Origin of the sequence: Streptomyces sp. P6-2-1, from assembly GCF_050613165.1 — a bacterium.
GTDB lineage: Bacteria > Actinomycetota > Actinomycetes > Streptomycetales > Streptomycetaceae > Streptomyces.
Window position 1 is genome coordinate 1,825,045 of the sequence record NZ_CP192513.1, and the last position, 19,943, is coordinate 1,844,987.

At 73.8% G+C, this 19,943-nt stretch carries 17 protein-coding genes; 7 read left to right on the top strand and 10 right to left on the bottom strand.

Annotated features, from left to right (window positions below):
- Positions 1 to 408 precede the first annotated feature (408 nt).
- The 4 genes from ACQYWQ_RS08065 to dusB all read right to left on the bottom strand — a co-directional run bounded on the left by ACQYWQ_RS08065 (position 409) and on the right by dusB (position 3,474).
- Positions 409 to 819 (bottom strand): VOC family protein, encoded by a 411-nt coding sequence (locus ACQYWQ_RS08065; RefSeq protein ID WP_431033266.1) that lies wholly within the window; start codon positions 817 to 819, stop codon positions 409 to 411.
- A 10-nt stretch (positions 820 to 829) separates the two neighbouring features.
- Positions 830 to 1,297 (bottom strand): helix-turn-helix transcriptional regulator, encoded by a 468-nt coding sequence (locus ACQYWQ_RS08070; RefSeq protein WP_431033268.1) that lies wholly within the window; start codon positions 1,295 to 1,297, stop codon positions 830 to 832.
- Between the two features lie 53 nt (positions 1,298 to 1,350).
- The gene (locus ACQYWQ_RS08075; RefSeq protein WP_431039108.1) at positions 1,351 to 2,133 is read right to left on the bottom strand and encodes an SAM-dependent methyltransferase; all 783 of its coding nucleotides are present in this window, start codon (positions 2,131 to 2,133) and stop codon (positions 1,351 to 1,353) included.
- Positions 2,134 to 2,271: 138 nt separating this feature from the next.
- Positions 2,272 to 3,474, bottom strand: a complete 1,203-nt coding sequence (dusB, locus tag ACQYWQ_RS08080) for a tRNA dihydrouridine synthase DusB (protein WP_431033270.1) — start codon at positions 3,472 to 3,474, stop codon at positions 2,272 to 2,274.
- Between the two features lie 97 nt (positions 3,475 to 3,571).
- Between dusB and ACQYWQ_RS08085 the strand changes: the two genes are divergently transcribed.
- Entirely contained in the window at positions 3,572 to 5,032 is a 1,461-nt protein-coding gene (locus ACQYWQ_RS08085; RefSeq protein ID WP_431033272.1) for an MFS transporter, read from the top strand.
- Positions 5,033 to 5,274: 242 nt separating this feature from the next.
- On the top strand, positions 5,275 to 6,798 hold the full coding sequence (locus ACQYWQ_RS08090; RefSeq protein WP_431033274.1) for an alpha/beta hydrolase: 1,524 nt from the start codon (positions 5,275 to 5,277) through the stop codon (positions 6,796 to 6,798).
- 48 nt (positions 6,799 to 6,846) lie between these two features.
- On the opposite strand, the gene ACQYWQ_RS08095 is transcribed toward ACQYWQ_RS08090, so the two are convergent.
- Positions 6,847 to 7,896, bottom strand: coding sequence for a helix-turn-helix transcriptional regulator (locus ACQYWQ_RS08095; RefSeq protein WP_431033276.1), 1,050 nt, complete (start codon positions 7,894 to 7,896; stop codon positions 6,847 to 6,849).
- A 147-nt stretch (positions 7,897 to 8,043) separates the two neighbouring features.
- On the opposite strand from ACQYWQ_RS08095, the gene ACQYWQ_RS08100 reads away from it, so the two are divergent.
- Complete coding sequence (locus ACQYWQ_RS08100) at positions 8,044 to 9,486, top strand: MFS transporter (RefSeq protein WP_431033278.1); 1,443 nt, start codon at positions 8,044 to 8,046, stop codon at positions 9,484 to 9,486.
- Positions 9,487 to 9,728: 242 nt separating this feature from the next.
- Here ACQYWQ_RS08100 and ACQYWQ_RS08105 read toward each other — a convergent pair whose 3' ends face one another.
- The gene (locus tag ACQYWQ_RS08105; protein WP_431033282.1) at positions 9,729 to 10,364 is read right to left on the bottom strand and encodes a TetR/AcrR family transcriptional regulator; all 636 of its coding nucleotides are present in this window, start codon (positions 10,362 to 10,364) and stop codon (positions 9,729 to 9,731) included.
- 157 nt (positions 10,365 to 10,521) lie between these two features.
- Between ACQYWQ_RS08105 and ACQYWQ_RS08110 the strand changes: the two genes are divergently transcribed.
- The 3 genes from ACQYWQ_RS08110 to ACQYWQ_RS08120 all read left to right on the top strand — a co-directional run bounded on the left by ACQYWQ_RS08110 (position 10,522) and on the right by ACQYWQ_RS08120 (position 13,261).
- Positions 10,522 to 11,310: an SDR family NAD(P)-dependent oxidoreductase gene (locus ACQYWQ_RS08110; RefSeq protein ID WP_431033284.1), complete on the top strand. Its 789-nt coding sequence runs from the start codon at positions 10,522 to 10,524 to the stop codon at positions 11,308 to 11,310.
- Between the two features lie 65 nt (positions 11,311 to 11,375).
- A complete protein-coding gene (locus ACQYWQ_RS08115; RefSeq protein ID WP_431033286.1) occupies positions 11,376 to 12,335 on the top strand; it encodes a quinone oxidoreductase family protein in 960 nt (319 codons plus the stop codon).
- Between the two features lie 131 nt (positions 12,336 to 12,466).
- Entirely contained in the window at positions 12,467 to 13,261 is a 795-nt protein-coding gene (locus ACQYWQ_RS08120) for an enoyl-CoA hydratase/isomerase family protein (RefSeq protein ID WP_431033288.1), read from the top strand.
- Positions 13,262 to 13,329: 68 nt separating this feature from the next.
- Here ACQYWQ_RS08120 and ACQYWQ_RS08125 read toward each other — a convergent pair whose 3' ends face one another.
- Positions 13,330 to 13,599 (bottom strand): DUF6243 family protein, encoded by a 270-nt coding sequence (locus ACQYWQ_RS08125; RefSeq protein WP_431033290.1) that lies wholly within the window; start codon positions 13,597 to 13,599, stop codon positions 13,330 to 13,332.
- Between the two features lie 203 nt (positions 13,600 to 13,802).
- On the opposite strand from ACQYWQ_RS08125, the gene ACQYWQ_RS08130 reads away from it, so the two are divergent.
- Positions 13,803 to 14,990 (top strand): acyl-CoA dehydrogenase family protein, encoded by a 1,188-nt coding sequence (locus tag ACQYWQ_RS08130; RefSeq protein WP_431033292.1) that lies wholly within the window; start codon positions 13,803 to 13,805, stop codon positions 14,988 to 14,990.
- 248 nt (positions 14,991 to 15,238) lie between these two features.
- Here the strand turns inward: ACQYWQ_RS08130 and ACQYWQ_RS08135 are convergent, their stop codons facing one another.
- The 3 genes from ACQYWQ_RS08135 to ACQYWQ_RS08145 all read right to left on the bottom strand — a co-directional run bounded on the left by ACQYWQ_RS08135 (position 15,239) and on the right by ACQYWQ_RS08145 (position 19,896).
- Positions 15,239 to 16,159 (bottom strand): NADP-dependent oxidoreductase, encoded by a 921-nt coding sequence (locus ACQYWQ_RS08135; protein WP_431033294.1) that lies wholly within the window; start codon positions 16,157 to 16,159, stop codon positions 15,239 to 15,241.
- Between the two features lie 96 nt (positions 16,160 to 16,255).
- Positions 16,256 to 17,434, bottom strand: a complete 1,179-nt coding sequence (locus ACQYWQ_RS08140; protein ID WP_431033297.1) for a ThuA domain-containing protein — start codon at positions 17,432 to 17,434, stop codon at positions 16,256 to 16,258.
- A gap of 5 nt (positions 17,435 to 17,439) precedes the next feature.
- On the bottom strand, positions 17,440 to 19,896 hold the full coding sequence (locus tag ACQYWQ_RS08145; protein ID WP_431033299.1) for a PQQ-dependent sugar dehydrogenase: 2,457 nt from the start codon (positions 19,894 to 19,896) through the stop codon (positions 17,440 to 17,442).
- Between the last annotated feature and the right edge of the window lie 47 nt (positions 19,897 to 19,943).

The window sequence follows — 19,943 nt, forward strand, 5'->3', positions numbered from 1 at the left end:
CCCGCGCGAAGGTCTCGGCCGGTTCCGGGCCGATCCCGGGGTTCTTGGCGAAGGCCGCACCGGCGGAACGGGGGCGCGCCGCCCCCGGGCCACGGCCTCGACGCGGATGCCGCGCGCGGCCGGGTCCTCGGCCGGGTAGCGGGTCAGGACGACGCCCACTCCCTGCTCGTTCACGCTGTGGGGCAGGCTGTGGGCCAGGATGACGCCTGCGGGTGCGGAGCCCCGGAAGCTCCGTGCGGAATGTCCGCTTCCAGAAACGCAGCCGTCCGGAGGCCGTCGGCGCCAGGCTCTCGCGCTCGTGCCCGGTCCTGCTTTCCTGGCCCGCGGTCGCCGCGGGGCCCCGTCGCCGTGGCCGGTCAGCCCGGCCGCCGGGGCCCCGTCGCCGTGGCCGGCCCGGCCGGGCGGGTGTCAGGCCACCTCCTGGACGCGGATCAGGTTGCCCGCCGGGTCGCGGAAGGCGCAGTCGCGGATGCCGTAGGGCTGCTCGACCGGTTCCTGGACGACCTCGGCGCCCGCCGCTTCGAGCTGCGCGAAGGTGTCGTCGAGGTTCTTCGTCGCGAGCAGGAGCCAGCCGTACGTGCCCTTCGCCATCATCTCGGTGACGGTGCGGCGCTCCTCCTCCGTGATGCCCGGGTCCACGGCGGGCGGGGCGAGGAGGAGGGAGATGCTGTCCTGGCCCACGGGTCCGACCGTGAGCCAGCGCATCGTGCCCCGGCCGACGTCGGTGCGCACCTCGAAGCCGAGGATGTCGCGGTAGAAGCGCAGGGACGCCTCGGGGTCGGTGTGCGGGAGAACGGTGGTGTGCAGGGTGAGGTCCATGCACCCGACGTTAGGCGGGCCCCGCGCCGGGCGCTTCTCGAATCCTGACCGGTCGGGTGACCTGCTTCGCGAGGCAGGCGGGGACGCCCTCGCCCGGTCCTGCGGCCCGCTCCTTGTAGACGCTCGGCGGCATCCCGACCAGCTCGGTGAACCGGGTGCTGAAGGTGCCCAGCGAGGCGCAGCCGACCGCGAAGCACACCTCGGTCACGCTGAGGTCGCCACGGCGCAGGAGCGCCATCGCGCGCTCGACGCGGCGCGTCATGAGGTACGCGTACGGGGGCTCCCCGTACGCGAGGCGGAACTGCCGGCTCAGGTGCCCGGCCGACATGTGGGCGCCCCGGGCCAGTGCCTCGACGTCGAGCGGGCGGGCGTACTCGCGGTCGATGCGGTCCCTGACCCGGCGCAGGACGGCGAGGTCGCGCAGCCTGCGCGCCCCGGCCCCGCCGTCCCCTCCGGCCGTTCGCGGTGCGGTGCTCATTCCGCCAGCGTGCCACGGACCACCCACGGCGGCCGCCCGCCCGGCGCCCCCGCTCAGGGCTTGCGCGCCACGAAGCCCCACTGCTCGATGGGCTCGCGGTCGAGCGGGACCTCGGGCTGCCACAGGTCGATGGAGCCGAAGCCGGGCTCCAGGACCTCCAGGCCCTCCGAGAAGCGCTCCATCTCCTCGCGCGGCCGGGAGCGGTACGCCATCGCGCCGCCCTCCTCGTAGTCCTCGGACGCCGCCTTCGACTCGGGCGTCTCGATGGTGTCGCACTGGACGAGGTAGCTGCCGGAGGGGAGGGCGTCGAGATAGGAGCGGAGCAGCGCCAGGGCCGCCTCGCTGTCGGGGACGTGGCCGAGGGTGGAGAGGATGAGGACGGCGACGGGCCGGCTCAGGTCGAGGGTCTTCGCCGCCTCGGCGAGTACGGCGGGGGCGTCGGCGAGGTCGCCGTGCACGTAGTCGGTCGCGCCCTCGGGGCCGCTCGTGAGCAGGGCGCGGGCGTGGGCGAGGACGATCGGGTCGTGGTCGACGTAGACGACCCGCGCGGTGGGGGCGACGGACTGGGCGACCTCGTGCGTCGCGTTGGCCGTGGGCAGGCCGGTGCCGAGGTCGAGGAACTGGCGGATACCGGCCTCGCCCGCGAGGTGGCGCACGGCCCTGGCCTGGAAGGCGCGCGAGGCCCGGGCTATCTCCTTGATCTGCGGGTACGTCTCGGCCATGTACTGGCCGAGCTTGCGGTCGGCCTCGTAGTTGTCCTTGCCGCCGAGCCAGTAGTTCCACATGCGTGCGGAGTGGGGCACGCTCGTGTTGAGTTCCTGTTCAAGGCGCTGCATACGGTCGTCGAGGGGAGAACTCATCGGCGTGCCTTCCTCTGCAACTCAAGTCCCACGAGGTCGCGTTGATCCCGTGTCACTTCATGATCGCACCTGTTCGGGCAGGCGCGGCGCCCTTTCGGCCGCCGAAGTCCCCGCTCAGCCCCCCGAGGTCTCCGACTCGGCGTCCTCGCCGAGTGCCGCGCAGTCCCAGGGATCGTCGAGCCAGCCGTCGGGGAGGGCGACCCTGTTGTTGCCCGAGGTGCGACCGCGCGGGCCCTCGGCCGCCGCGGGCCAGGGCTGGTCGAGGTCGAGGCCGTGCAGCCCCTCCTCCAGCTCGGCGAGGGTCGAGGTCGTGGCGAGGGCACGGCGCTTCTCGGAGCCGACCGAGAAGCCCTTGAGGTACCAGGCGACGTGCTTGCGGAAGTCGATCACGCCGCGCTCCTCGTCCTCCAGCCACTCGCCGAGCAGCGTCGCGTGGCGCAGCATGACGGCGGCGACCTCGCGCAGGCCCGGCGGGGTCGGGCGCGGGGCGCCGTCGAAGGCGGCGACGAGGTCGGCGAAGAGCCACGGGCGGCCGAGGCAGCCGCGCCCGACGACGACGCCGTCGCAGCCGGTCTCGCGGACCATGCGCAGGGCGTCCTGGGCGGTCCAGATGTCGCCGTTGCCGAGGACGGGCAGCTCGGGGACGTGCTCCTTGAGGCGGGCGATGGCGTCCCAGTCGGCGGTGCCGCCGTAGTGCTGGGCCGTGGTGCGGCCGTGCAGGGCGATCGCGGTGATGCCCTCGTCGACGGCGATGCGGCCCGCGTCGAGCGCGGTGAGGTGGTCCTCGTCGATGCCCTTGCGCATCTTCATCGTGACCGGGAGGCCGTCCGCTCCCGCGACGGCCTCGCGCAGGATCGCGCGCAGCAGGTGCCGCTTGTACGGGAGGGCCGAGCCGCCGCCCTTGCGGGTGACCTTCGGCACGGGGCAGCCGAAATTGAGGTCGATGTGGTCGGCGAGGTCCTCCTCGCGGATCATGCGGGCCGCCTTGCCGACAGTGGCCGGGTCGACTCCGTAGAGCTGGATCGAGCGGGGCGTCTCGGTGGGGCCGAACCGGACGAGCCGCATCGTCTTCTCGTTGCGCTCGACGAGGGCGCGGGTCGTGATCATCTCGCTCACGAAGAGGCCCTTGCCGCCGCTGAACTCCCTGCACAGGGTGCGGAAGGGCGCGTTGGTGATCCCGGCCATCGGGGCGAGCACGACGGGTGGGGTGACCGTGTGCGGGCCGATGGCGAGGGGCGCGGCCGCCGGGGACCCGGCGGGAACGGTCGGCGCTGCGGCGGAGGCGGGCGCGGTGGCGAGGGGGACTGCGGAGGACATGGCTCCATTGTCACGTACCGCGCGAAGAGGCCAAGCCGGTTGTCCACAGGCTCGGTCATTAGTTAGTAAAGCGTACTAATGATTTACGATATCGCTCATGCCCGAGTTGAGTCACCGGCGGCGCATGGCCGTCCTCGCCATCTGCTGCATGAGCCTGCTGATCGTCTCCCTGGACAACACCGTCCTGAATGTCGCCCTTCCCGACCTGCAAAAAGAGTTCGACGCGAGCGTCTCGGGGCTTCAGTGGACGATCGACGCGTACACGCTCGTCATCGCCTCGCTGCTCATGCTCTCGGGTTCGACGGCGGACCGCGTGGGCCGCCGTCGTGTCTTCCGCATCGGCCTGATCATCTTCACGGTCGGTTCGGCGCTGTGCTCCATCGCCCCGAACCTGGGGCTGCTCGTCGTCTTCCGCATGGTGCAGGCGGTCGGCGGCTCGATGCTCAACCCGGTCGCGATGTCGATCATCACGAACACCTTCACCGACCCGCGCGAGCGCGCCCGCGCGATCGGCGTGTGGGGCGGCGTCGTGGGCCTGTCGATGGCGGCGGGGCCGCTCGTCGGCGGGCTGCTCGTCGACTCCGTCGGCTGGCGCTCGATCTTCTGGCTCAACCTCCCCATCGGCATCGCCGCGCTGATCCTCATGACGCTGTACGTGCCCGAGTCGCGCGCCCCGCACGGGCGCCGCCCCGACCCGGTCGGCCAGGTCCTCGTGATCGTGCTGCTCGCCGCGCTCACGTTCGGCATCATCGAGGCACCCGACGCGGGCCTGGCCTCGCCGCTCGTGCTCGGCTGCGCGGTGCTCGCCGTCGCCGCTGTCGCGCTGCTCGTCCCGTACGAGCTGCGCAGGCCCGAACCGCTCATCGACCCGCGCTTCTTCCGCAGCCTGCCCTTCAGCGGCGCGACCGCGATCGCCGTGTGCGGCTTCGCCGGGCTCGGCGGCTTCCTCTTCCTGTCCACGCTCTACCTCCAGAACGTGCGCCACTACAGCGCCCTGCACGCCGGGCTGTGGATGCTCCCGATGGCCGCCGTCACCTTCGTGTGCGCGCCGCTGTCGGGGCGGCTGGTCGGCGCACGCGGCACGCGGGTCCCGCTGCTGATCGCCGGGGTCGGGATGACCGCGAGCGGGGTGATCTTCGCGGGCTTCGACGGACAGACGCACACCGTGACCCTGGTCATCGCCTTCGTCCTCTTCGGCCTCGGCTTCGGCTTCGTCAACGCGCCCATCACCAACACGGCCGTCTCGGGGATGCCCCGTGCCCAGGCCGGGGTCGCCGCCGCCGTCGCCTCGACGAGCCGCCAGACGGGCTCGGCCCTCGGTGTCGCGCTCCTCGGCGCGATCCTCGCCTCGGGCATCACACCGGAGCGGTACGAGGCGACCTTCACGGGGGCGGCACGACCCGCGTGGTGGGTCCTGACCGGGTGCGGGGCCGCCGTGCTGGTCCTGGGCATCGTGACGTCGGGGCGGCGCGCCGCGGAGAGTGCGCGGCGCACCGCCGCGCGGCTCGAAGAGGCGACGGCGGCGACACGGAGCGGCAAGGGCGCGGCGGTCGGCTGAGCAGGGACAGCGGTACGGGCCCACCTCCGGCGCCCGGCCCACCACCGGCGCCCCCGGGCACCCGGCACCCGGCGCCCGGCCCACCCCGACGTCCGGCCCACCACCCGGCGCCCGCCCCCCCCTGGCGTCCGGTCAGCCCCCGGCGTCCGGTCAACCACCCCTCACCCAGGGGGACTTCCCCACCCCGGGGAGGCCCGCCCGCCACATGGGCGCGGGCCTTCGGGCGCGGAAAACTCGGGGCCATGACGCAGACACGCACCGCTCGGCCCCGTACCCGCCGCCGCGCCCTCGCCCTGACCCTGGCGACAGCCGCCACCGCTCTCGCCCTCCCGGCCGTCGCCCACGCCTCTCCCCCGCCCGCCGCGGGTTCCCTCGGCTGGACCCCCTGCGGTACCGCCCGCCAGGAGTGCGCCACCCTCACCGTCCCGCTCGACTACGCCCGCCCGAACGGCCCCAGCGTCCGCCTCGCCGTCAGCCGCATCCGCGCCGAGGGGAGGAGAAGCGGGACCCTCGCCGTGATCCCCGGCGGGCCGGGCAGCTCCGGGGTGCAGCGGCTCACGAGCAAGGGGCCCGCGCTCATGGCGGCGACCGGGGGCCGGTACGACCTCGTGAGCTTCGACCCGCGCGGAGTCGGCGGCAGCACGACGGCCGAGTGCGCGCTGCCCGAGGCGGACCGGCGGCTCGCGACGGTCAGGTCCTGGCCGGGGGCCGGGGGCGACATCGCGGAGAACGCGGCGCGCTCGCGCCGTACCGCCGAAGCCTGTGCCGGGAACGGCGGCGCGACGCTCGCGAGCTTCACGACCGCCAACGAGGTCCGCGACCTCGACCGCTTCCGGGCCGCGCTCGGCACGGAGAAGCTGTCCGTGTGGGCGACGTCGTACGGCACGTACGTGACCGCCGTGTACGCCCAGCTGCACCCGGAACGCACCGCCCGCCTCGTCCTCGACAGCAACGGCGACCCCGACCCCGCGCGCGTCGAGCGCGGCTGGCTCGCGAACATGGCGCGCGGCGCCGATGACCGCTTCCCCGATTTCGCCGCCTGGGCGGCGGACCCGGCGCGCGGAGCGGAGCGGCTCGCCGAGCGGCCCGCCCAGGTCCGTCCCCGCGTCCTCGCCCTCGCCAGGGAACTCGACGCGCGCCCGCGCCCCACCACGACCCCGGGGCTCCCCCTCACCGGGGGCATGCTGCTCCAGGCACTCCAGACCGCGCTCTACGACGACGCCGCCTTCCCCGAGTTCGCGCGGCTCGTCCTGGCGGCCGACGAGGCGGTGCGGGGCGGCGCGGCGGCGGGCGGCACCGCGCCGGGGCCGGTCGTCCTCCCTCCCGCGCTCGCACAGCCCATGTCCCAGCAGGACGCGGCCGTCACGATCGGCGTGATCTGCAACGACGTGGAGTGGCCCGGCTCGGTCGCCGCGCACGCGCGCGCCGTCGCGAAGGACCGCGTCCGCCATCCGCTCACCGGGGGCATGCCGGTGAACATCACGCCGTGCTCGTACTGGAAGACGGAGCCCGCCGAGCCGCCCACGCGGATCACCGACGAGGGTCCGGCGAACATCCTCATGGTGCAGAACCTGCGGGACCCCGCGACGCCGTACTCGGGCGCCCTGCGGATGCGCGCGGCGCTGGGCCGCAAGGCGCGGCTCGTGTCCGTGGACAGCGGCGGGCACGGCTCGTACCTCGGAACGGGCAACGCGTGCGGGGACGCGCTGGTGTCACGGTTCCTGGTGACGGGCGAGCGGCCCGCGCGGGACGTGCGCTGCCCCTGAGAGCGGGCGGGGCGGGTCCTGGCAGGCGCTCACGTCACCGCCCGCGCCTCACGCCGCCCGTGCGGCGGCGCGCCGTTCCTCCCGCTCCACCGCCCTCTCCCGCAGCCGCTCCATGCGCCGCCGCGTCTCCGCGTCCGCCGGGGTGTACGTGACGAGCCGGGGCCCGCGCAGGGGACCGAGCCACAGATCGGTGTGGACGACGGTGAGCAGGCCGACGTGCCGGTTGCGGAAGTGCTTGGTGCGCGAGGTGGAGTCGATGATCTCCTGCCGCTCCCAGTGCGCGCGGAACTGCGGGTGCCGCATGAGCCGGGCGTGCAGGGCGCGGTAGGCGGGCTCGTCGAGGTGATCGGCCATCGCGGAGCGGAACTTGGCGGCCATGATGCGCAGGGAGCCCTCGCCGTCGGCGAAGGAGTCGCGCCACTCCTCGTTCAGGCAGGACAGCACCATGCAGTTGCGGTCCTCGGGGGCCACTTCTTCGAGGTCGCACAGCATGAGCCCGTAGACGCGGTTGTGGGCCAGGATGTCGTACCGGCTGTTCTGCACGCAGGCGGCGATGGGTTCGAGCTGGTCGAGCATGGCGCGGACCGCGTCGGTGACGACCGGGCAGGCGGTACCGGGGGCGGGGTCCGTGACGTGCGCGAGGCCGAAGACGTGGCGGCGCTCGTGCGGGTCGAGGAGGAGGGCGCGGGCGACCGCGTCGAGCACCTGCGCGGAGACCTGGATGTCGCGGGCCTGCTCCAGCCACGTGTACCAGGTGACGCCGACGGCGGCGAGGGAGGCGACCTCCTCGCGGCGCAGCCCGGGGGTGCGGCGCCTGGGGCCGCGCGCGAGGCCGACCTGTTCGGGCGTGATGCGCTCGCGGCGGCTGCGCAGGAAGGCGGCGAGTTCGCGGCGGCGCTCGGCGGCGGCATCGCGCCCGGCGAGCGCGTCACCCGCGGGGGCGCTCCCCGGCGCCGCGCCACGCGTCGTACCCGCGCCGCCACCCGCCGTACCCGCGCCGCCACCCGCCGCGCCCGGGCCGCCACCCGCCGTGCCCGCGGCTCCGGTGCCCGCGTCGCGCCCCGTCGCCCTGGTGCTCATCGTCTCGACCGTCCGCATACCGCAAGGGTGCCGCAGCCGGGGGACGTACCGCCAGGGCACCCGCATCCGGAGCCTGGTGCGCCCAGTACCCGTATAAACAGGCTCTGGTACCTGTCTGGGAGTACCCGCACGGTAGGAAACGTGACAGACAGCGTGACACCTCGCATGACTCCGCCCACCCTCTCCCCCACCACCCCCGCGCCCCACGGCCGGCTCCACCCGCACGGCGCGGTGCTCGGCGCGTTCGGGCTGTTCTCGGTGCTCCTCGGCGCCGCGCTCCCGCTCGTGGACTTCTTCATCGTCAACGTCGCCCTGCCCGACATGGGCCGCGACCTGCGCGCGAGCGAGGCGATGCTCGAACTCGTCGTCGCGGGCTACGGCGTCGCGTACGCGGTGCTGCTCGTGCTCGGCGGGCGGCTCGGCGATCTCTTCGGGCGCCGCAGGCTCTTCCTGTGGGGCATGGCGGCCTTCGGCGTCACCTCGCTGCTCTGCGGGCTCGCCCCCGGCGCGGGCGCGCTCGTCGCCGCGCGGGTCGCGCAGGGCGCGGCGGCGGCGCTCATGCTGCCGCAGGTGCTCGCGACGATCCAGGCGACGACGAAGGGGCCGCGCAGGGCACGCGCGATGAGCCTGTACGGGGCCACGGCGGGCCTGTCGATGGTCGCGGGCCAGATTCTGGGCGGTGTCCTCGTCACCGCGGACGTGGCCGGGCTCGGCTGGCGGACCGTCTTCCTCGTCAACGTGCCGGTCGTCGTCATCGGCCTCGTGTGCGCGGGACGCGCGCTGCCCGAGACCCGTGCGACGGCCCCCGCCCCGGTCGACGGCACCGGTACGGGCCTGCTCGCGCTGACCCTCACGACGCTCCTCCTGCCGCTCACGGAGGGCAGGGCGGCGGGCTGGCCGCTGTGGACGTGGCTGCTGCTCGGCGTCTTCCCCTTCGCGCTCGCCGCGTTCGTCGCCGTGGAGCGGTCCAAGGAGTCGCGGGGCGGGGTGCCGCTCGTGCCGCCGAGCCTGCTGCGGCTGCCGTCGATGCGGCGCGGGCTGCCGCTGCTCCTGCCGTTCTGCGTCGGCTTCGGCGGCTTCATGTTCGTCGTGGCGATCGCCCTCCAGGAGGGGCTGCGCCTGTCGCCCGTCGCCGCGGGCCTGGCCCTGGCACCGATGGCGGTGGCCTTCTTCGCCGGGGCCCTCGCAGGTCCGCGCCTGGTACGGCGCTGGGGCGGGCGGGTCGTGACGGCCGGGTCGCTGATCCAGGGTCTCGGGCTCACCCTCCTCGCGGTGGCGGTCTTCCGCGGCTGGCCCGGCCTCGACGTGTGGCGGCTCGCGCCCGGCATGATCCTCGGCGGCTTCGGCCAGTCGCTCCAGCTCCCCGTCCTGCTCAGGACGATCCTCACGGACGTCCCCGCCGAGCGGGCCGGGGTCGGCGGCGGGGTGATGACGACGACGCAGCAGACCTTCATGTCCCTCGGCGTCGCGACGCTGGGCACCCTCTTCCTCTCCCTGACCCCGCACCTCGGCACGGGCGACGCCTTCGGTGTGGCCCTCCTCGCGCAGCTGGGCCTGGTCGTGGTGATGGCGGCGGCGAGCCTGCGCCTGCCGCGCCAACTGGACTGAGCGGGACGGCGGTACGGGGCGGCACGTACGGGGCGGCAGGGCGGCACGCACGGGGCGGCAGGGCGGCACGTACGAAGCGGCGGGGCGGCACGTACGAAGCGGCGGGGCGGCACGTACGAAGCGGCACGGCGGCACGTACGGGCGCCTGCCGAGGCCCCGCCCCGCTCCGCCCCGCGACCGCACGCCCCTTCAGGCGCCCCGGTCCCCGCCAGGCACACCCGCCCGTCAGCCGTCCCCGCCCGTCAGCCGTCCCCGCCCGCCGGGAAGACCACTCGCGGGATGCTCAACGGGGCCGGGGGCGGCAGAGGGGGGCCGGGGGCCCCGGGGCGGGGGCGGAAGGAGTCGAGGAGGAGGGCGGTGAGGCGGCGGGAGGCCGGGGACGCCGCCTCACCGCCGACCGCGAGGACGCCGCTGTTGGCCAGGAGGGCCAGGGCCAGGTCGGCGAGGACCACCTCCTCACGGACCTGGCCCGCCGCCTTCGCCCGGCGCAGCAGTTCCCCGAACCCCTCCATGCCCTGCCGGAACTTGGCCTCGACCGTTCCCGCGTCCGGGAGTTCGCTGACGAAGGCCGCGCCGAAGCCGTGGTCCGCCGCCTGTAGCTCCGCGAGCCCGTGCACCGCCGTGCTCAGGCCCGTCCACGGGTCGGGCTCGGCGAGGGCCGTCTCGACGAGCGCCGCGCACCGCGCGAACTGGTCGGCGAAGACCTCGGCCAAGAGGTCCTGGCGGGTGGGGAAACGACGGAAGAGGGTCGCGGGGGCGACCCCCGCGCGGCGCGCGACGACCTTGAGCGGTACGTCGATGCCGCGCTCAGCGAAGAGCACCCGGGCGACGTCGAGAATGCGCCGCCGGTTCTCCCGGGCGTCGGCGCGCAGCGGCACTTCGGCGGAGTCCCCCGCCGCATTCCCCCCGCCGCCTTTCCGAGACCCGTTCACACCCGCTGCTCTCACTTCCCGGCACAGGACCGCTTTTCCGGAATCCGTCTGCTTACTGTAGCCGCGCCGGTCAGGCGAAACCCCACCCGAAAAGGAAAAAGAAATGCCCTCTGCTGTCATCATCGGCGCCGGTCCCGGTCTCGGCCTTTCGATGGCGCGGCGTCTGGGCCGGGAGAACTACGACGTGGCACTCGTCTCCCGGAATCCCGGGCGCCACGCCCCGTACCTGGAGGAGCTGAAGGCCGCCGGGATCAAGGCCGCCGCCTTCGCCGCCGACGTACGGGACCCGCGGGCCCTCGGCGAAGCGCTCGACGCGGCGGAGCGGGCGTTCGGGCCCGCCGACTTCGTCTATTACGGGCCGTCGCCGCACCAGGCGTCCGAGCGGGCGGCGCCCGTCACGGAGATCACGGGCACCGAGGTCGCGGACGCGATGGGCTCCGTGTACCCGGCGGTGGACGTGGTCGCGAAGGTGCTGCCGGGGATGCGGGAGCGCGGCACCGGGACGCTGCTCTTCGCGAGCGCGATCAGCGCACTCCTGCCGGTGCCGGAACTGGGCGCGATGGCCGTCCCGGCCGCCGCTTCCCGGGGCTACGCCGTGACCCTGCACGCGGCGCTCGCCAAGGAGGGCGTCTTCGCGGGGGCGCTCGTGATCGGCGGTCTCATCCGGAACAGCGACATTCACGGTGCGATGGCCGAAGCGGGCGCGGCCGACGCGAAGTTCCTGCTCGATCCCGACCGTATCGCGGATATCGCCTGGGAATTCGCGCGCGCCCGCAAATCCCCCGAAGTCGTCGTGCTTCCCGGCCGGAAAGGTCTCGGTATCAACGCGCTTCTCACGGGCCGTTTGTGGCGGGCTCCGAAGAAGAGCGCCCGCGCGGCGAAAGCCGCGTGATGTCGCGGCCGGAACCCCGCGGCCGTCCGGCGCGCGGGAGAACCTCACGCATACGGGAGAGAGTCATGAAAGCCGTCGGTTTCGACGCCCCGGGAGGTCCCGGGGTCCTGCGGGTGCTCGACCTGCCCGTCCCCGAGCCGGGTCCAGGCGAGGTCAGGGTCCGGGTGCACGGCGCGACCGTCAACCCGGCCGACACGCTCGTACGGGCCGGGGCCGCCGGTCCGCGCGGGTTGCCGGGCCCGCACGTGCCGGGCCTGGAGGTCGCCGGGGTCGTGGACGCGACCGGCGAGGGCGTGACGCGCCTCGCCGCCGGGGACCCCGTCATGGCGCTGACGCTCCCGCTGCGCCCGCACCGCGGCGGCTACGCCGAGTACGTCGTCCTCCCCGAGCCCCACGCGGTGCGCGCCCCGGCGGGGCTCACCCTCACCGAGGCGGCGACGCTCCCGATGAACGGGCTCACCGCGCTGCGCGCGATCGAGGTCCTCGGCCTCGGAGCCGGGACGACGGCCGCCGTCACGGGCGCCGCCGGGGCCTTCGGCGGCTACTTCACCGAGCTGTGCGTCCTCGCGGGCATCCGCGTCGTCGCCGACGCCGCACCCGCCGACGAGGCCCTTGTCCGGGCGCTCGGCGCCGACGTCGTCGCACGGCGCGGCGCGGCCTACGTCGCCGACGTCCTCGACGCGGCCCCCGGCGGCGTCTACGGCCTCGCGGACGGCGCGCTCCTCGGCACCCCGGTCCTCGACGCGGTGGCCGACGGCGGTACGTACACGAGCCTGCGCACCCCCGGCGAGCCCGGCACCCGCCCGCTCCCCGACCCGGCGCCGCGCGGCCTCGCGTACCGGTCCCTCCAGTTCTACGAGATCGCCGACCCCACCGCCGCGCTCGGCCGCCTCGCCGAGGCCGCCGGGGCCGGGCGGCTGACGCCCAGGATCGCCGAGGTCATCACCCCCGAGGACGTCCCCCGCGCCCACGAGGCGCTCGCGGCGGGCGGCGTCCGGGGCCGCTTCGTCCTCGGCTTCGGCTGACCCCGCGGACGACTGGCCCCCGCGAGCCCACCGGCCCGCCCCCGCACCCGTCCACACGCCCCACGCCCCACGCCCCACGCCCCACGCCCCACGCCCCACGCCCCCAGCACAACGATCGGAGAGCACCCGCGATGGCGCGACTCACCCGCTTCGAGGACTACCGGGACCGATACGAGAACGTGCGGTTCGACCGCACCCCGTCCGGCGTCGTCACGATGACGCTGCACACGCACGGCGACAGCATCGTGTGGGCGCCGGGGACCGCGCACGACGAGGTGGCCTTCGCCTTCGCGGACGTCGCGGGCGATCCGGAGGTGGAGGTCTTCGTCCTGACGGGCGCGGGCGCCGACTTCATCGCGGACTACAGCTACGGGGACAGCGGCGAGCCGGTCCCGCCCGCCTTCCTGGAACGGCTCGGCTGGTCCGGCTACCAGCTCATCAGCAACTTCCTCGACATCCAGGTCCCGTGCGTCGCCGCCGTCAACGGGCCGATCGAGGTGCACTCCGAACTCGCCCTGCTGTGCGATGTCGTGATCGCCTCCGAGGACGCCACGATCAGGGACCGCGCACACTTCACGCAGGGGGTCGTCCCCGGGGACGGCGTGCACGTGGTGTGGCCGCTGGTCGTCGGGCAGAACCGGGCGAGGTACCTCCTCACGACCGACCACGTCCTCACGGCACGGGAGGCGCGCGAGTGGGGCGCGGTCAACGAGGTCGTCGCGCGCGAGGAGGTTCTGCCGCGCGCGTACGCGCTCGCCGAGAAGTTCCTCGCCAAGCCGGTCACGACCCGCCGCTTCACACGGCACCTGCTGACCCAGCCCTTCCGCAAGGCGGTGGTGGCGGAGCTGAACCACGGGCTGCTCCTGGAGGGCTACGGGATGCAGGTCTTCACCCCGCAGGGTGATCAGCCGCTGCACGAGGGCTGAGCACGCGGCGAGGCGCCCCGCACAGGGTGCGGGGCGCCTCGGGCGTGCGTGCGGGGGTGGGGCGCGGGTCAGGCGCGCGGCTCCGCGGCACCCCGGTCCGTACCGGCCGCCGAGGACTCGCCCGCTTCCCGCTCCGTGCCCGCTTCCTGTTCCGTGCGCGTTTCCTGTTCCGTGCCCGTCAGGCGCTCGCGCATCCGGCGGGCCAGCTCCTGCTTGCGGGTCTCGGCGGCCTGCCGGTCGCCCGCGCCGTGCGGGCCGCCCGAACCCGGGCCGCCGTTCCTCGGCAGGTGACCGCGCTGACCGCCTACGCCCAGCAGATTGTTACGGCTCTTGGCCATGACTCGACTCCGATCGTGTGGAAGGTGGGGTGGGGGGCGGGCGTGACCCGCGCGCGCTCACTCGTAGATCGGCGTCATGAAGAACATGGGGAAGACGGTAGCGGACCCGGGGCGTGCCGCGCACCACGTTTCCCGGGCCTGCCCCGCGGCGGCCCGGCGCGCGAGGATGGCGGACGCACGTATCCGGATCAGGAGGACGACGTATGAGCAAGAGGACCGCCCCGAAGTCCGACCCGCTGGATCTCGCCGGGATCGACGACCTGCTGAGCCCCGAGGAGAAGGCGGTGCGGCAGGCGGTGCGGCAGGTGTGCGACGCCTCCGTGGAGCCGTACATCGCCGGGTGGTACGAGAGCGGCGAGCTGCCCTCCGTGCGCGAACTCGCCAAGGAGCTGGGGTCCTTGGGGCTGCTCGGGATGCACCTGGAGGGCTACGGCTGCGCCGGGACGAGCGCCGTCGCGTACGGGCTCGCGTGTCTGGAGCTGGAGGCGACGGACTCGGGCCTCCGCTCGCTCGTGAGCGTGCAGGGCTCGCTCGCGATGTACGCGATCCACCGCTTCGGGAGCGAGGAGCAGAAGCGGGAGTGGCTGCCGCGAATGGCCTCGGGCGAGGCGATCGGCTGCTTCGGCCTCACCGAGCCCGACCACGGCTCCGACCCGGGCGGGATGCGCACGCGGGCGCGTCGCGAGGGCGGGGACTGGGTGCTGGACGGGCGCAAGATGTGGATCACGAACGGTTCGGTCGCCTCGGTCGCCGTCGTGTGGGCGCGGACGGACGAGGGGGTGCGCGGCTTCGTCGTACCGACGGACACGCCCGGTTTCTCCGCGCCGCTCATCACGCACAAGGGCTCGTTGCGGGCCTCGGTGACGAGTGAACTGCTGCTCGACGGAGTGCGGCTGCCCGGGGACGCGGTACTGCCCGAAGTGACGGGACTGCGGGGCCCGTTGTCATGCCTCAACGAGGCGCGGTACGGGATTCTCTGGGGCGCCCTGGGCGCGGCGCGCAGCTGCTTCCGCACCGCGCTCTCGTACGCGAAGGAGCGCGAGCAGTTCGGCAGGCCCCTCGCCGGATTCCAGCTCACGCAGGCCAAACTCGCCGACATGGCCGTCGAGTTGACCAACGGAACCCTGCTCGCCCTGCACCTGGGCCGCCGCAAGGACGCGGTGGGCCTGCGCCCCGAGCAGGTGAGCATCGGCAAGCTCAACAACGTCAACAAGGCGCTGGAGATCGCCCGTTCGGCCCGCACGATCCTCGGCGCGAACGGCATCTCGCTCGAATTCCCGGTCATGCGCCACATGGCGAACCTGGAGTCGGTCCTCACCTACGAGGGCACGGCAGAGATGCACACCCTCATGATCGGGCAGGCGCTGACGGGGGTGTCGGCGCTGCGCTGAGGCGCGCGGGGGCGGCGGTACGCGGGGCGACCGTACGGGCGCGACGGGGCACGGGGCGGGGCGACCGTACGGGCGCGACGGGGCACGGGGCGGGGCGACCGTACGGGCGCGACGGGGCACGGGGCGGGGCGACCGTACGGGCGCGACGGGGCACGGGGCGGGGCGGCCGTACGGGCGCGACGGGGCACGGGGCGGGGCGGCCGTACGGGCGCGACGGGGCACGCGGCCGCCCCGCCCCGTGCCTCCGCTCACACCGTCAGGACGATCTTTCCGCGTGTGCGCCCCTCCGCGCTCAGCCGCCAGGCCTCCGGTGCCCGGTCGAGGGGGAACTCGGCGGCGACGTGGACGCGAAGCCCGCCCGCTTCGGCGAGGTCGGCGAGTGCCCGGAGGTCGGCGGCGTCGGGGCGCACCCAGACCGTGTGGCCGCCGCGCGCCGCCGCCTCGTCGGAAGTGATCGACGCGACGCGTTCCGGCTTCGGGACGAGGGCGAACGAGGCGTCCACCGCGTCGCCGCCCACGCAGTCGAGCGCCGCGTCGACGCCTTCGGGGGCGAGGGCCCGTACCCGGTCGGTGAGCCCTTCGCCGTAACGGACGGGCTCGGCGCCGAGGGAGCGCAGGAAGTCGTGGTTGCGTTCGCTCGCCGTACCGATCACGCGGGCGCCGTGCGCGACGGCGATCTGCACGGCGAAGGCGCCGACGCCGCCCGCCGCCGCGTGCACGAGGACGGTGTCGCCCGCGCCGGCGCCGATGCGCTGGAGGCTCTGGTACGCGGTGAGTCCCGCGAGCGGCACGCCCGCCGCCTCGGTGAAGCTCAGCGCCGCCGGCTTGGGCGCGAGCATGCGGACGGACGCGGAGACGTACTCCGCGTAGGCGCCGTTCTGCACCCAGTCCTTGCGGACGTACCCGAAGACCTCGTCGCCCGGGGCGTACTCGGGGACGTCGAAGCCGACGCGCTCGACGACGCCCGCGACGTCCCAGCCGGGGACGAGCGGGAAGCGCGTCTCGAAGATCGCGTCGAGCCCGCCCGCCGCGTGTTTCCAGTCGACGGGGTTGACCCCGGCGGCGCGGACGCGGATCAGGACCTCGCCCGGGGCGACCCTGGGTTCGGGGAGGTCGGTCGCGCGCAGGTCGTCGGCGGTTCCGTACTGCGGTAGTGACATGGCCTTCATGCCAGGGGGAACGTCCCCGGGCCGCGTGCTCATTCCGGGTGGGACGGCGGGGCGGGCGGCCCCGCTCAGGGGGCCGCCCGCCCGTTCACGCGTCCGTCAGTCCTCCTCCCCCGCCCCCGTCAGCGTGAAGCTGTCGATGTCGAAGAGGGAGCCCGCGCCGCCCGTGAAGCTCAGGTAGAGCGGGCCCGTGCCGCCTGCCGTGAGCGGCGTGGTCACGGACTGGAAGGTCTCCCAGGAGCCCGTGTTCGGGACGTCGGCCGTGCCGAGTTCGGGGCCGTCGGGTGCTCCGGCGCGCACGTGGATCGTGCCGCGCGCCCCCGCCGAGGAGACCTGCGCGGTGAAGGTGCTCGCGCCGTCGACGGGGACGTGCGCGTAGCCCGCCCAGTCGCCGTCCTCGATGAAGCCGAGGGTCTGGCCGCCGCTCGCCGCGCCGTGCCCCGCGGGCTCCACGCCCTGCCCGTCCGTGTAGGACTCGGCCTCGACGGGCGTGCCGCCCGGCACCCCGCTCGGCGTGCAGTCGGCGTCCTTCTGCCCGGCCGCGTACTCCAGTCCCCCGAGGAGCAACTGGCGGAAGTCGGGGTCGGCGTAGGACTCGTCGGTGTGCCCGAGCCCCGTGTAGAAGGACCGGCCCGTCTCCTGCGGGTGGCACCACGTGATCGGGTGGTCGTCGCCCATCTCGCCGCCCGTGTAGCTGGACTCGTCCAGGGTCTGGAGGACGTGGACCTGACCGCGTGGGTCGGTGCGGTAGTTGTACAGCTCGTCGTTGTGGAGCCAGGTCGGGCCGAAGTGCGCGGTGGCCGGGTGCTCGTGGTCCTCGGTCTCGACCACGGCGTCCTGGATGGCGGGGTGGCTCTTGAACCACGCGCCGACGAGCTGCTGGTAGTAGGGCCAGTCGTACTCGGTGTCGGCGGCGGCGTGGACGCCCATGAAGCCGCCGCCTTCGTCGACGTACTCCTGGAGGGCGTCCTGCTGGGTGTCGTCGAGCACGTCGCCCGTCGTGCTGAGGAAGACGACGGCGTCGTACCCGGCGAGGTTCGCCGGGGTGAAGGCGCTCGCGTCCTCGGTGGCCGTGACGGTGAAGCCGTGCTCGGTGCCGAGTTCCTGGAAGGTCGCGATCCCGGTGGGGATCGAGTCGTGCCGGAACCCGGCGGTCTTCGAGAAGACGAGCACGTCGTACGGTTCGGCCGCGCCCGCCTGGGCGACGGGGCCCGTGAGGAGGGCGCCGCCCAGGACGAGGGCGGCGAGGGCCGCGAGTCTGCCGGTGTGCTTGCGCATCGCGCTCACTCCCCGAGGGTGAAGGAGTCGAGGTCGAACAGGTTGCCCTGCCCGGTGGGCCCGGTGAAGACGAGGTAGAGCTGCGTCGTCCCCGCGGGGGCGTTGGACAGCTCGGCCTCCACGTCCACGAAGGTCTCCCAGTCGCCGGTGGGGCTCACGTCCGCCGTGCCGAGCAGGGTGCCGGTCTCGGACCCCGCCCGTACCTCCAGGCTGCCGCCGGGACCCGCGGAGGAGACGCGCGCCGTCAGGGTCGTGGCGGTGGACAGCGTGTACGGCGTGAACGCGATCCAGTCGCCGTCGTCGGTGAAGCCGACCGTGGAACCGCCCTCGGCGCTGCCGTGGTTGGCCTTCTCGACGCCGGACATGTCGCTGTAGTGCTCGGCCTGGCGGTGGCGCGGCTGGAGCTTGCGGATGCTGTGCGTCGTGAGGCCGGCGCTGTCGGTGTACTCGGCGTCGAAGACCCCGAAGAGGTTCGCCGCCGCGTCGTGCTCACCGTCGGTGGGGACGTTGATCTCGCCCGAGCAACCGTTCTTGGAGGTGATCGAGTGGGTGTGGCTGTCGTGGCCGAGCGAGTACGTGACCTTGACCTTCGCGCAGTCGAGCGGGCCGTCCTCGGGGTCGGACCCGGTGACGGTGAAGGGCACGGTGTCGCCGAAGGAGAAGAGCTGGCCGTCGGTGGGAGCCGTCAGATCGACGGTCGGCGCGGTGTTGCCCGCGGTGACGACGGTGCTCGCCGTGCCGGTCAGGCCCTCGGGGTCGGTGACGGTGAGGGTCGGCGAGTAGGTCCCTGCCTCGGTGTAGGTGTGGCTCGGGTTGGCGTCGGTCGATGTGGCGCCGTCACCGAAGTCCCACTGGTACGTGATCGCGCCGCCCTCGGGATCGCTGCTGCCCTCCGAGGAGAACGTCACGTCGAGCGGGAGGGCGCCCGAGGTCTTGTCGGCGCTCACCTTGGCGACGGGGCTGCGGTTGCTGCCCGCCAGGTACTCGATGCGGTAGAGCGCCTGGTTGTCGCTGCCGGTGCCGTAGTCGAGCACGTAGAGCGCGCCGTCGGGGCCGAACTCCATGTCCATGACCTGCGTGCCGCTCCACGGGAAGTCCTCGATGGCACCCGGGGAGCCGTCGTCCTCGACCTCGATGGCCTTGATCCACTGGCGGCCGTACTCCCCGGCGAAGAAGCGCCCGTCGAGGCTCTCGGGGAACTTCACGGGCGAGTCGAGGTTCGCGTCGTAGCGGTAGACGGGGCCGCCCATCGGGGACTCGGAGCCGCCGCCGAACTCGGGCGGGCTGCCCTCGTCACCGCCGTACTTGATCCACGCGGGCTGCGCCGGGGGGAGCTTGGCGAGGCCGGTGTTGCGCGGGGAGTTGTTGGTGGGACCGTTCGCGCAGTCCGCCTTGGGGCCCGAGGGTCCGTCGGGGAAGGTGTACGCGTTGTACGACTCGGTCTCGGTGTTGGTGCCCGTGCAGTAGGGCCAGCCGAAGTTGCCCGCCTTCGTGATGCGGTTGAACTCGACCTGCCCGCCCGGTCCCCTGTTGGGGTCGGTGACGCCCGCGTCGGGGCCGTAGTCGCCGAGCCAGACGGTGTCGGTCGCCTTGTCGACGCTCATCCGGAAGGGATTGCGGAAGCCCATGCCGTAGATCTCGGGGCGGGTCTTGTCGGTCCCGGGCGGGAAGAGGTTGCCGTCGGGGATCGTGTAGCTGCCGTCGTCCTGCGGCGTGATGCGGAGCAGCTTGCCGCGCAGGTCGTTGGTGTTGCCCGCCGAGCGCTGGGCGTCGAACTGCGGGTTGCGGTCGGTGCGTTCGTCGGCCGGGCTGTAGGCGTCCGACTCGAAGGGGTTGGTGTCGTCCCCGGTCGTCAGGAGCAGGTTGCCCTTGCTGTCGAAGGCGAGGTCGCCGCCGACGTGGCAGCACTGGCCGCGGTCGTTGTCGACCTCCAGGACGACCTTCTCGCTCGCGAGGTCGAGGGTGTTGTCCGTCTTGAGCGTGAAGCGCGAGAGGTTCAGGTGGCCCTTGAACTTGTCGAAGTCGGCCTCGGTACCCGTCGTCGGGGCGTCGCCCGGGGCGGTGTCGAGCTTCGGCGAGTAGTAGAGGTAGACCCACCGGTTCTGCGCGAAGTCCGGGTCGGCGGCGACGCCTTGAAGCCCTTCCTCGTCGTGGTCGTACACGTCGAGCTTGGCGGCCTGCTTCGTCGTGCCGTTCGCGTCGGTGATACGGACCGTGCCGTCCCGCGAGGTGTGCAGCACGGACTTGTCAGGCAGGACCGAGAGCGACATGCCCTCGCCGCCGATCTCGGCCGCTCCACGCGCGAGTGCGACCTGCTGGTAGTCCCCTGCGGGGATGTCCTGCGCCGCCGCGCCCGCGCTTGTCGCCGTGCCGAGCGCGGCGGTGGGCGCGAGGAGCAGCGCGAGAGTCGTGAGCACCCGGAGTCCGCGTCTGCGGGGCCCGGAGCGTGAGTGGGGTGACATGAGGAGGGAGTTCCTTCCTGACCGAAGTGGGGGTCGTCAGGCAAGGC

Excerpts from the sequence above, each read along its gene's own strand:
- ACQYWQ_RS08070 (WP_431033268.1), bottom strand. The coding sequence starts at position 1,297 with ATGAGCACCGCACCGCGAACGGCCGGAGGGGACGGCGGGGCCGGGGCG.
- ACQYWQ_RS08110 (WP_431033284.1), top strand. The coding sequence starts at position 10,522 with ATGCCCTCTGCTGTCATCATCGGCGCCGGTCCCGGTCTCGGCCTTTCG.
- ACQYWQ_RS08135 (WP_431033294.1), bottom strand. The coding sequence starts at position 16,159 with ATGAAGGCCATGTCACTACCGCAGTACGGAACCGCCGACGACCTGCGC.
- dusB (WP_431033270.1), bottom strand. The coding sequence starts at position 3,474 with ATGTCCTCCGCAGTCCCCCTCGCCACCGCGCCCGCCTCCGCCGCAGCG.
- ACQYWQ_RS08145 (WP_431033299.1), bottom strand. The coding sequence starts at position 19,896 with ATGTCACCCCACTCACGCTCCGGGCCCCGCAGACGCGGACTCCGGGTG.
- ACQYWQ_RS08085 (WP_431033272.1), top strand. The coding sequence starts at position 3,572 with ATGCCCGAGTTGAGTCACCGGCGGCGCATGGCCGTCCTCGCCATCTGC.
- ACQYWQ_RS08115 (WP_431033286.1), top strand. The coding sequence starts at position 11,376 with ATGAAAGCCGTCGGTTTCGACGCCCCGGGAGGTCCCGGGGTCCTGCGG.
- ACQYWQ_RS08065 (WP_431033266.1), bottom strand. The coding sequence starts at position 819 with ATGGACCTCACCCTGCACACCACCGTTCTCCCGCACACCGACCCCGAG.
- ACQYWQ_RS08125 (WP_431033290.1), bottom strand. The coding sequence starts at position 13,599 with ATGGCCAAGAGCCGTAACAATCTGCTGGGCGTAGGCGGTCAGCGCGGT.
- ACQYWQ_RS08095 (WP_431033276.1), bottom strand. The coding sequence starts at position 7,896 with ATGCGGACGGTCGAGACGATGAGCACCAGGGCGACGGGGCGCGACGCG.
- ACQYWQ_RS08100 (WP_431033278.1), top strand. The coding sequence starts at position 8,044 with ATGACTCCGCCCACCCTCTCCCCCACCACCCCCGCGCCCCACGGCCGG.
- ACQYWQ_RS08120 (WP_431033288.1), top strand. The coding sequence starts at position 12,467 with ATGGCGCGACTCACCCGCTTCGAGGACTACCGGGACCGATACGAGAAC.
- ACQYWQ_RS08075 (WP_431039108.1), bottom strand. The coding sequence starts at position 2,133 with ATGCAGCGCCTTGAACAGGAACTCAACACGAGCGTGCCCCACTCCGCA.
- ACQYWQ_RS08090 (WP_431033274.1), top strand. The coding sequence starts at position 5,275 with ATGACGCAGACACGCACCGCTCGGCCCCGTACCCGCCGCCGCGCCCTC.
- ACQYWQ_RS08140 (WP_431033297.1), bottom strand. The coding sequence starts at position 17,434 with ATGCGCAAGCACACCGGCAGACTCGCGGCCCTCGCCGCCCTCGTCCTG.
- ACQYWQ_RS08130 (WP_431033292.1), top strand. The coding sequence starts at position 13,803 with ATGAGCAAGAGGACCGCCCCGAAGTCCGACCCGCTGGATCTCGCCGGG.